Source organism: Streptomyces sp. NPDC089799 (assembly GCF_040684755.1).
GTDB lineage: Bacteria > Actinomycetota > Actinomycetes > Streptomycetales > Streptomycetaceae > Streptomyces.
Map to the genome: position 1 here is coordinate 80,903 of NZ_JBFBGR010000032.1, position 10,870 is coordinate 91,772.

Annotated in this window: 11 protein-coding genes; all 11 read left to right on the plus strand. The window is 74.1% G+C overall.

Annotated features, from left to right (window positions below):
* The first annotated feature begins 47 nt into the window (after positions 1-47).
* Positions 48-380 (plus strand): TcmI family type II polyketide cyclase, encoded by a 333-nt coding sequence (locus AB0O36_RS28820; protein ID WP_365115234.1) that lies wholly within the window; start codon positions 48-50, stop codon positions 378-380.
* A 52-nt stretch (positions 381-432) separates the two neighbouring features.
* Positions 433-1,686: a beta-ketoacyl-[acyl-carrier-protein] synthase family protein gene (locus AB0O36_RS28825; protein WP_365115236.1), complete on the plus strand. Its 1,254-nt coding sequence runs from the start codon at positions 433-435 to the stop codon at positions 1,684-1,686.
* Positions 1,683-2,900, plus strand: a complete 1,218-nt coding sequence (locus tag AB0O36_RS28830) for a ketosynthase chain-length factor (protein ID WP_365115237.1) — start codon at positions 1,683-1,685, stop codon at positions 2,898-2,900. Before AB0O36_RS28825 ends, AB0O36_RS28830 begins: the two co-directional genes overlap by 4 nt.
* Positions 2,901-3,246: 346 nt before the next feature.
* Positions 3,247-3,516, plus strand: a complete 270-nt coding sequence (locus AB0O36_RS28835; protein WP_365115239.1) for an acyl carrier protein — start codon at positions 3,247-3,249, stop codon at positions 3,514-3,516.
* 101 nt (positions 3,517-3,617) lie between these two features.
* The gene (fabG, locus tag AB0O36_RS28840; protein ID WP_365115241.1) at positions 3,618-4,403 is read left to right on the plus strand and encodes a 3-oxoacyl-ACP reductase FabG; all 786 of its coding nucleotides are present in this window, start codon (positions 3,618-3,620) and stop codon (positions 4,401-4,403) included.
* A 39-nt stretch (positions 4,404-4,442) separates the two neighbouring features.
* The gene (locus AB0O36_RS28845; protein ID WP_365115243.1) at positions 4,443-5,390 is read left to right on the plus strand and encodes an aromatase/cyclase; all 948 of its coding nucleotides are present in this window, start codon (positions 4,443-4,445) and stop codon (positions 5,388-5,390) included.
* 2 nt (positions 5,391-5,392) lie between these two features.
* Positions 5,393-7,792 carry an SDR family oxidoreductase gene (locus AB0O36_RS28850; protein WP_365115245.1) on the plus strand — a complete coding sequence of 800 codons (2,400 nt, stop codon included), beginning with the start codon at positions 5,393-5,395 and terminating at the stop codon, positions 7,790-7,792.
* 100 nt (positions 7,793-7,892) lie between these two features.
* Positions 7,893-9,218 carry an MFS transporter gene (locus AB0O36_RS28855; RefSeq protein WP_365115246.1) on the plus strand — a complete coding sequence of 442 codons (1,326 nt, stop codon included), beginning with the start codon at positions 7,893-7,895 and terminating at the stop codon, positions 9,216-9,218.
* Positions 9,215-9,601: an acyl carrier protein gene (locus AB0O36_RS28860; RefSeq protein ID WP_365115247.1), complete on the plus strand. Its 387-nt coding sequence runs from the start codon at positions 9,215-9,217 to the stop codon at positions 9,599-9,601. The genes AB0O36_RS28855 and AB0O36_RS28860 overlap by 4 nt, the downstream gene beginning before the upstream one ends.
* Positions 9,598-10,515 carry a 4'-phosphopantetheinyl transferase superfamily protein gene (locus AB0O36_RS28865; protein ID WP_365115249.1) on the plus strand — a complete coding sequence of 306 codons (918 nt, stop codon included), beginning with the start codon at positions 9,598-9,600 and terminating at the stop codon, positions 10,513-10,515. The genes AB0O36_RS28860 and AB0O36_RS28865 overlap by 4 nt, the downstream gene beginning before the upstream one ends.
* A 19-nt stretch (positions 10,516-10,534) precedes the next feature.
* Positions 10,535-10,870, plus strand: a 336-nt coding sequence (locus AB0O36_RS28870) for a carboxyl transferase domain-containing protein (protein WP_365115251.1), incomplete at its 3' end; no start/stop codon positions are given.

Below are 10,870 nucleotides of genomic sequence, written 5' to 3' on the forward strand. Positions count from 1 at the left end.
CCGTACCGGTCCGCTCCCCGCTCCTGGACAGGAAGAGAGAGAAGCCCATGAAGCACAGCAACCTGATCGTGGCCCGTATGGACGGGAAGTCCAGCCATGAGGTCGCCGAGCTGTTCGCCGACTTCGACCGGACGGACATGCCGCACCGCATGGGCACCCTGCGCCGCAGGCTGTTCATGTACAAGGGCCTCTACTTCCACCTCCAGGACTTCGCCGACGACACGGGCGAGCAGCGCATCGAGGAGTCCCGCCAGGACCCCCGCTTCATCGGCATCAGCAACGAGCTGAAGCCCTACATCCAGCCCTACGACCCGGCCACCTGGCGCACCCCGGCCGACGCGATGGCCACCCGCTTCTACGACTGGACGGCCTCGGAGTGAAGTGCCGCCGGGCCGAGACGACGGGAGGGCAGTACAGGTGGTTCGCCGGGTTGTGATCACGGGTGTCGGAGTCCTGGCACCGGGCGGCATCGGGGTCGGGGGCTTCTGGAGCCTGCTGAGCGAGGGACGTACGGCGACCCGCCTCATCAGCTCCTTCGACGCGTCCGCTTTCCGTTCCCGGGTCGCGGCCGAGGCCGACTTCGACCCGGTGCTGCACGGACTGGCGCCGGAGGAGGTCCGGCGGATGGACCGCGCGGCCCAGTTCGCCGTGGTGACCGCGCGGGAGGCCGTCGCCGACAGCGGGCTGGACCTCTCCGCGCTGGACCCGCACCGTACGGGTGTCGGGTTCGGCACCGCGACCGGTGCGGTCACCGGGCTCGACGGCGCGTACCGGACGGTCAGTGACGACGGGCGGCTGGAGCCGGTGGACCACGCACGCGCGCCGCGGGACCTCTACGACTGGTTCGTGCCGAGTTCCTTCTCGGCCGAGGTGGCGTGGGCGGTCGGCGCGCAGGGCCCGGCCACGCTGGTGTCCACCGGCTGCACCGCCGGGATCGATGCGGTCGCGCACGCCGCGGACCTGATCCGCGAGGGCGTCACGGACGTGATGGTCACCGGCGCCACGGACGCGCCGATCACCCCGGTGACCCTGGCCGCCTTCGACGCGGTCCGGGCGACCACGGTGCTCAACGACGAGGCGGCGACGGCCTCGCGCCCCTTCGACTCGACCCGCAACGGCTTCGTCCTCGGTGAGGGAGCCGCCGCGTTCGTCCTGGAGGAGCTGGAGAGCGCCCGCCGCCGGGGCGCGCACGTCTACGCGGAGATCGCCGGCCACGCCTCCCGGTGCAGCGCCTTCCACATGACCGGCCTGCGGCCCGACGGCCGCGAGCTGGCGGAGGCCGTCCGGGTCGCCCTCGACGGGGCGCGGATCGACCCCGGCCGGGTCGACTACGTCAACGCGCACGGCTCGGGCACGAAGCAGAACGACCGCCACGAGACCACCGCGTTCAAACTGAGCCTCGGCGAGCACGCGTACGGCGTCCCGGTCAGCTCCATCAAGTCCATGGTGGGGCACTCACTGGGCGCGATCGGCGCGATCGAGATCGCGGCGTCCGTGCTGGCGATGGAACACCACGTGGTGCCCCCCACCGCGAACCTGCACGCTCCCGACCCGGAGTGCGACCTCGACTACGTCCCGCTCGTCGCGCGCGAGCACCGCACCGACACCGTCCTGACCGTGAGCAGCGGCTTCGGCGGCTTCCAGAGCGCGATGGTGCTGGCCCGGCCCGACAGGAGTGCGCAATGACGTCCAGGACCGTGGTGACCGGGATCGGTGTGGCCGCTCCCAACGGCTTCGGCGTGGAGGAGTTCTGGGCGGCGACCCGCATCGGCAAGAACGCCATCGGCCCGGTCACCCGCTTCGATGCCTCCGGCCATCCGGCCCGGCTGGCGGGGGAGATCCACGGCTTCGCCGCGGAGGAACGGCTGCCGGGGCGGCTCGTGCCGCAGACCGACCGGATGACCCAGCTGGCGCTGGCGGCGGCGGACTGCGCGTTCGCCGACGCGGGTGCGGGGGAGGGCGACGTCGCCGGGTACGGGGCGGGCGTGGTGACCGCCGTCGGCTCCGGGGGGTCGGAGTTCGGTGCGAACGAGCTCCGCAAACTGTGGAGCCTGGGCGGCAAGCACGTCAGTGCCTACCAGTCCTTCGCCTGCTTCTCCGCCGTCAACAGCGGTCAGATCGCGCTTCGGCACGGGCTGCGCGGCCCGGTCGGCGTCCTCGTGGGCGACCAGGCCGGCGGCCTCGACGCCGTCGCCCACGCCCGGCGGCAGATCCGCGGGGGCAGCAGGCTCGTCGCCACCGGCGGCTTCGAGGCGTCGGTCTGCTCCTGGGGCTGGGCCGCACAGCTGTCGACGGGCCTGCTGTCCACCGGTGACGACCCCCAACGCGCCTACCTGCCCTTCGACGCGGCCGCCTGCGGCCACGTGCCGGGGGAGGGCGGGGCGCTGATGATCCTCGAGGACGAGGAGAGCGCGGCCGAGCGCGGGGCCCGCACCGTGTACGGGGAGATCGCCGGACACGGCGCGTCCATGGACCCCCGGCCGGGCAGCGGGGGCGAACCCGGGCTGCGCCGGGCCGTCGAGACCGCGCTCGCCGACGCCGCCTGCGACCCGGACGAGGTCGACGTGGTGTTCGCGGACGCCGCCGGCACCCCGCACCTGGACCGCGAGGAGGCCGACGCGATCATCGCCGTCTTCGGCCCGCGCGGCGTGCCCGTCACGGCGCCCAAGACCATGATCGGGCGGCTGTCCGCGGGCGGCGCCCCGGTCGACGTGGTCTCCGCACTGCTGGCGATGCGCGAGGGACTGATCCCGCCCACCACCAACGTGGAGCTGTCGCCCGCGTACGCGCTGGACCTGGTGGCCGACCGGCCGCGCACCGCATGCGTACGGACCGCCCTCGTCCTGGCCCGCGGTCGCGGCGGCTTCAACTCCGCACTGGTCCTCCGCTCCACCGACTGACCCGGCGCGGCGGGCCGTCCGGCGCGGCGGGCGTGTCGGCCACCGCCCGTTCCGGCGCGAGCGGCCGACCCGGCCCGCCCGCCCGGCCCGCCCGGCCGACCCGACCTGCCCGGTGCGACCGCGCGGGCCGGCGTCGTGGATCCGGGCCGTGGCCGGGCCGTGGCCGGACCGTTCTGCGGCCGACGTGCCGTGCGCGTCCGCCTGCCGTGCGCGTCCGCCTGCCGTGCGTGTCCGCCTGCCGTGCGCGTCCGCCTGCCGTGCCACCGGCTCCGGTGGCGGGCGCGCCCCTGTTACCCCGCATCCCGCAATCCCCCGGGTGTGCGGCAGACCGAGGAAGGAAATCGTCTTGTCCGATCAGAAGTTCACCATCGAAGACCTCAAGCGCATCCTGCTGGAGGGTGCCGGGGCCGAGGAGGGCGTCGACCTCGACGGCAACATCCTCGACAGCGACTTCGAGGAGCTGGGCTATGAGTCGCTGGCGCTCCTGGAGACCGGCGGCCGCATCGAGCGCGAGTTCGGCATCTCGCTGGACGACGACGTGTTCAGCGAGCACCGCACCCCGCGCACCCTCGTCGAGGCGATCAACGCCACCCTCAGCGCCCCCGTCGGCGCCTGACGCACGCACACCACGGTGGCCGCCGCCCGCGCCCGGCGGGCGGCGGCCACCGCTGTTGCCGAGTACCCACCGAGCACCTCTTTCTTGGGAGAACACACACCATGTCCGAGCAGGGCAAGCGGGTCGCCGTCGTCACCGGTGCCACCAGCGGGATCGGCCTGGCCGTCGCCCGGCTGCTGGCCGCGCAGGACCACCAGGTCTTCATCGGCGCGCGCAGCGAGGAGAACGTCGCCGCGACCGTCAAGCAGCTGCGCGAGGAGGGCCTGGACGTGGACGGCGCGGCCGTCGACGTCCGCTCCTCCACCGGCGTCCACGACTGGATCCGGGCCGCCGTCGACCGCTTCGGCACCATCGACGTCGTCGTCAACAACGCCGGCCGTTCCGGTGGCGGTGTCACCGCCGACATCACGGAGGAGCTGTGGCAGGACGTCATCGACACCAACCTCAACAGCGTCTTCCGGGTGACCCGTGAGGCGCTGAACACCGGCGGCCTGCGCGCCAAGGACCGCGGCCGCATCATCAACATCGCGTCCACCGCGGGCAAGCAGGGCGTCGTCCTCGGCGCCCCGTACTCGGCCTCCAAGCACGGCGTGGTCGGCTTCACCAAGGCCCTCGGCAACGAGCTCGCCCCCACCGGCATCACGGTGAACGCCGTCTGCCCCGGCTACGTCGAGACCCCGATGGCACAGCGCGTCCGCCAGGGCTACGCCGCCGCGTACGACGCCACCGAGGAAGCCATCCTGGAGAAGTTCCAGGCCAAGATCCCGCTGGGCCGCTACTCCACCCCGGAGGAGGTCGCCGGCCTGGTCGGCTACCTCGCCTCCGACACCGCGGCCTCCATCACCTCCCAGGCCCTCAACGTCTGCGGTGGCCTCGGCAACTTCTGATCCGCCCGCCCCTTCCCTCCAACCCCAGGAGTCACGAACATGTCGCAGCCCGGCCTGCGCGAGGTGGAGCACGAGATCACGGTCTCGGCCCCCGCCTCCGCCGTGTACCGGTTGATAGCCGAGGTCCGGAACTGGCCGCGGATCTTCCCGCCGACCATCTACGTCGACCACGTCGAGCAGGGTGCGAACGAGGAGCGCATCCGGATCTGGGCCACCGCCAACGGCGAGGCCAAGAACTGGACCTCGCGCCGCACCCTCGACCCCGAGCGGCTGCGGATCACCTTCCGCCAGGAGGTCCCCGCACCCCCGGTCGCCGCCATGGGCGGCACCTGGATCATCGAACCGCTCTCCGGGGACGAGTCCCGGGTGCGGCTGCTCCACGACTACCGGGCCGTCGACGACGACCCGGCCTCCCTGGAGTGGATCGACCGGGCCGTCGACCGCAACTCCCGCTCGGAGCTGGCCGCGCTGAAGACGAACGTCGAGGCCGCCCACGCCGCCGAAGCCCTCACCTTCTCCTTCGAGGACACGGTGCGGGTCGCCGGATCCGCCAAGGACGTCTACGACTTCGTCAACGAGGCCGGTCTGTGGCCCGAGCGGCTCCCGCACGTGGCCACCGTCCGCCTCACCGAGGACACCCCGGGGCTCCAGGAGCTGGAGATGGACACCCGCGCCAAGGACGGCTCGGTGCACACCACCAAGTCCTACCGGGTGACCTTCCCCCACCACCGGATCGCGTACAAGCAGACCACGCTGCCGGCCCTGATGACCCTGCACACCGGCTACTGGACGTTCACCGACCACGCCGACGGCACCAGCAGCGCGTCCTCCCAGCACACGGTCACCGTCAACACGGCCAACATCGCGCGGATCCTCGGCCCCGAGGCGACCGTCGAGGACGCCAAGGCGTACATCCACACGGCGCTGTCCACCAACAGCACCGCCACCCTCAACCACGCCAGGGCACACGCAGAGAACAGGGCCTGAGCATGTCGGAGGACTGCACCGACACCCGGGTGGTCGTGGTCGGCGCCGGCCCGGTCGGACTGCTGCTCGCCGGGGAACTGCGGCTCGCGGGCGTGGACGTGGTGGTCCTCGACAAGCTCACCGTCCCGACGGCCGAGTCCCGGGCTTCGACCCTGCACGCCCGCACCATGGAGATCCTCGACGGCCGCGGTCTGCTGGAGCGGATCGGCCCGGTCCCCCACGAAGGGACGGGTCACTTCGCGGGCATCCCCCTCGACCTGACGCTGCCCGGACCGCACCCCGGACAGTGGAAGGTGCCGCAGACCCGGCTGGAGGAAGTGCTGGGGGAGTGGGCGGCGGAGCTCGGGGCCGACCTGCGGCGCGGACACGAACTGACCGGCCTGACCGCCGGCGAGGACGGGGTCGAGGCCCGGGTCCGCCGTCACGACGGCACCGTGGCCCTCGTACGGGGCGCGTACCTGGTCGGCTGTGACGGGGAGGACAGCACCGTCCGGCGGCTGGCCGGGATCGCCGTCACCGGAGCCGGGGCGACCCGGGAACTGCTGCGCGCCGATGTGGCGGGCATCGACGTACCGGTCCGCCGTTTCGAACGGCGGGCGGGCGGACTGGCCGTCGCGGCCCGCCGCCCCGACGGGGTGACCCGGGTGATGCTCCACGCGCACGGGGCGCCGCCGCGCCGTTCCCGGCCCTCCTTCGAGGACGTGGCCGCCGCCTGGAAGCGGGTTACCGGCGAGGACATCGGCGGCGGCACCCCGCTGTGGACCGACTCCTTCGACGACGCCCACCACCAGGCCGAGCAGTACCGGGCCGGCCGGGTGCTGCTGGCCGGGGACGCCGCGCACCGGCAGCTCCCGGTCGGCGGCCAGTCCCTCAACCTGGGCCTGCAGGACGCCTTCAACCTGGGCTGGAAGCTGGCGGCCCGGGTCACCGGGCGGGCCGGCGATGCGCTGCTCGACACCTACCACGCCGAACGCCACCCGGTCGGCCGGGCCGTCCAGGACCGCGTCCGCGGCCAGGCCCTGCTGCTGCTCGGCGGGCCCGCGACGGACGCGGTGCACGAGGTGCTGGCCGAGCTCACCGGCCACGCCGGGGTCGCCGCGCACCTGGCCGGAGCGGTCTCCGGCCTGGATGTCCGCCACGACGTCGGACGGGGCGGCCACCCGCTGCTCGGCCGGCGTCTGCCCGACCGGGAGGTCATCGCGGACGACGGCGGCCCGTCCACCGCCTTCACGCTGCTGCGCGGGGGCGGCGGGCTGCTGCTCCTCCCGCCGGCCGCCTCATCGGCCGCCTCATCGGATGCCTCATCGGAGCAGGACCGGTTGCTCGCCCTGGCCGCGCCCTGGGCGGACCGGCTGCGCACCGCGAACGTCACGGATCCGGCCGGTGCCGACGCCGCGCTGCTGGTACGTCCCGACGGCCATGTCGTCTGGGCCGCCGGCTCGGGCTGCGGCGGGCTCACCGAGGCGCTGGAGCGGTGGTTCGGCACGGCGGCCCCGACACCGGCCCCGACACCGGCCCCGACACCGGAGCCCGTACGGGAGCCGGAACACGCGCCGGTCCACGAGCCCGTACGGGACCCGGCCCGGCGGCACACCACGGCAGCGGCCGTCACGGCCGCCGGAACGGGAAGGCACGGCATGGACGGCCTCACGGGCAGGACGGCACTGGTCACCGGCTCCAGCCGGGGCATGGGACGTGCCACCGCGCTGCGCCTGGCGCGCGAGGGCGCCCTGGTCGCCGTCCACTACACGAGCAGTGCGACCGCCGCCGGCGAGGTGGTGGCCGCGATCGAGAGCGACGGCGGCCGGGCCTTCGCCGTACGGGCCGAACTCGGCGTGAACGGTGACGCCGAGGCCCTCTTCGACGCCCTGGAGCCCGAGCTGCTGGACCGCACCGGCAGCCCCGCCCTGGACATCCTGGTCAACAACGCGGGGGTGACGGGCGACCGCACCGGCCCGCAGGACACCACCCGGGAGCTGTTCGACCGGCTGATCGCGGTCAACGCCCGGGCCCCGTTCTTCCTCGTGCAACGGGCGCTGCGGCACATGCGGGACGGCGGACGGATCATCAACGTCTCGTCCGGTCTCACGCGCGTCGCCAACCCCGACGAGATCGCGTACGCCATGAGCAAGGGCGCGCTGGAACAGCTCGCCCTGCACTACGCCAAGCTGCTCGGCCCGCGGGGCATCACCGTGAACACCGTGGCGCCCGGCATCACCCGCAACGGCAACCCGGTCTTCGACATCCCCGAAGCAGTCGAGCAGATGGCCGGACTGTCCGCCTTCGGGCGGGTCGGCGAACCGGAGGACGTGGCCGACGTGGTGGCGTTCCTGGCCGGTCCGGACGCCCGCTGGATCACCGGCGCCTTCGTGGACGCCACCGGCGGCACCCTGCTCGGCTGACCCCCGGGCCAGTACACCGGAAGCCGGAAGCCGGAAGCCGGAAGCCGGAAGCCGGAAGCCGGGGAACGGGGCCGGTAAACGGAAAGCGGTCATTGGAGCCATGAAGCCTGTCCCGTCACCCGCGGCACACCGCGGCCGGCATCCGCGGCCGGCCGGTCGGCTCCTGGTGGCCGTACTCGCCTCGAACATGCTCGTCGACGCCCTGGAGGTGTCGTCGGCCCTGGTGGCCCTGCCCTCCGTGGCCGCCGGCCTCGGCCTGCCGCCGGGCCAAGCGCAGGGGCTGGTCACCGGGTTCGCCGCCGGATTCGCGGCCGTCCTGCCCTTCGCCACCGCGGTGACCTCACGGTTCGGCCGCCGCCGGGTGTACCTGGCGGCCCTCCTGGGGTTCGCCGCTGCCTCCCTGGCCGGGGCGTTCGCGGACGGCGCGGGCACGCTGTTCGCGGGCCGGATGCTCAAGGGGGCGTGCGTCGCGCTGACCGCGCCCACCGGCCTCGCCATCATCACGTCCGTCCTGCCCGACGGCCCGGCCCGCCGCCGGGCCCTGTCGGTCTACTCCCTCTGCGGCGGCCTCGGGTTCTGTGCCGGGCTGCTGGTGTCCGGGCTGCTCACCCCGGCCGGCTGGCGATGGACCCTCGCCTTCCCGGCACCGGTCGCCCTGCTGCTGCTGGCCGCCGGGGCCGTGCTGATCCCGCGCGAGGCGGCCGGACCCGCCCCACCGGTGCCGCGCGGACTGCCGGGGCACCCGTTGCAGGGGCAGCACCCGTTACCGGGACACCGCCCCTTGCTGCGACACCGCCCCTTGCTGCGGGCCGCGGCCGTCGCCGCCGCGTTCAACGGCTCGTACGTCGCCTTCCTGCTGCTGGCGGCCGTCGACCTGGCCCGGCACGGCTGGGGTCCGACGGCCACCGCGCTCGCCTTCCTGCCGGCCGCCGCGCCACTGGCCCTGGCCGCACCGGCCGCACTGCGGCTGGCCGTCCGGCTGGGGCCCGCCCGTGCCGTCGCGCTCGGTGCGGCCGCGGCACCGGCCGGCCATCTGCTCTACCCCTCCGCCGGCGGCACCGTCCGGTACGCCACGGAGGTCCTGCCCGCCATGGCCCTGGCCGGGGCCGCCTTTGCGCTCGCGTTCACCGCCCTGCACCTGGAGGCGACCGCCGAGGTGCCCGGGCCGCTGCGCGAACGGGCCTCCGCGTTCTACCAGACCTGCGTACAGCTGGGCGGGGCCGCCGTACCGGCACTCGCCGCCGGCGCCGGACGGGCCGCCGGCTTCCGGCTGGTCACCGCCGTCGCGCTGGCCGGGGCACTGGCGGCCCTGACCGCCCCCGCCCTGTGGCGCCGGGCGGCCCGCCACCGAGACCACTCCACCGCCCACGGCCGGGGGAGCGCCCGTGCGGCGCACCTCCCGGCCCCGAACCGGGAAACCCCATGACCACACCTGTGATGTCACAGACGTACGAGACCGAGTCGGGCGCGGTGGTGGAGATCCGCGTGCCCGACCTCGATCTGCTGCACTCCGTCGGCCTGACCGAACGCACCCGCATCCTGGAGCAGTACGTCAGGGAGGAACTGGGCCGGATCCTCGGCATCACCCCGGACCTGGTCGACACCACCGGCCGCCCGATGAGCTGCCTCGGCATCGGGTCCATCGCCGGCATCGAACTCCAGTACCGGATGGAGGGGAAGCTCGGAGTCGGTCTGAACCTGCAGCGGCTGCTGCTCGCCAACAGCGCCCGGGAGCTGGTCGACTGCCTCGCGGGGCAGTTCGGTCCGGAGGCGGCGGACCACCCGCGAGGGACTCCGGTGCCGGCATGACCACGACCGCACTGATCCCCGACACCCCGGCCCCGGCCCCGGCCCCGGCCTCGGCCCTGTACCCGGCCCCGGCCCCGTCCTCTGCCGTGGCCACGGCCTTGGCCCCGGCCGTCCGGGAGGACCCCGGCCCGCCCGACTTCACCCTCGCCCCGGGCCGTGCCGACATGTGGCTGGTCCGCCGCCCCACCGGTGAGGCCGCCGAGGCGCTGGCCCGCGAAGAGCTCGACGAGCGGGAGCGCGAGCGCGCCGCCGCGTTCATCCGCCCCGCCGACGGGATCCTCTACGCCGCCGCGCACGTGGCCCTGCGCCGCATCATCGCCCGCTACACGGCGAACGCCCCGCAGGACGTGCGGTTCATGCGCGAACCCTGCCCGGACTGCGGTGGGTCGCACGGCCGTCCCGCCGTCGCGCCGCCGCCCCCGCCGCTCCACTTCTCCCTGTCCCACAGCGGCGGCATCGCCCTGGTGGGCGTGGCTTCCGTCCCCCTCGGCGTGGACGTGGAGAAGCTCCCCGGCGCGGAGACCATCGAGATCTGTTCCAGGGCACTGCACCCGGAGGAGCAGGAGGAACTGGCCGCGGCCGAGCCGGGCGAGGCGCGGCGGGAACTTTTCGGCCGGATCTGGACCCGCAAGGAGGCGTACCTCAAGGGGCTGGGCACCGGCCTGAGCCGCCCGCCCTCCGAGGACTACGTCGGCACCGACACCGGCCGCCACCCCGAGGGCTGGACCATGGTCGGCATCCCCTGCGACCCCACCCATGCCGCCGCTGCCGCCGTACGGGGCCCCGCACCCGGCGTGGTCGACGTCCGCTGGGTCCCCGACGCCTGGCTGAGCTCCGGTCCGGGGACGGGCGACGCGGTGTTCGCCCCGGCCCCTGACGCGATGACGCGACGACGCGACGACGTGATGACGTGACGAACGGAGAGTGCACGACATGCCCATTCCACCGGACACCATCCACCACCGTGTCGAAGAGCTGCACCGGATCAAGGAGTCGGCGCGGGACGGCGACCCCGCCGCCACCGAACGCCAGCACGCGAAGGGCAAGCTGACCGCGCACGAGCGCATCGGGCTGCTGCTGGACAAGGGATCGTTCCACGAGGTCGAGCAGCTGCGCCGGCACCGGGCGACCGGATTCGGCCTGGAGGCCAAGCGGCCGCCCGGCGACGGCGTGGTCACCGGCTGGGGCACCGTCGAGGGCCGCACGGTCTTCGTCTACGCCCATGACTTCCGGATCTTCGGCGGTGCGCTGGGCGAGGCCCACGCCACG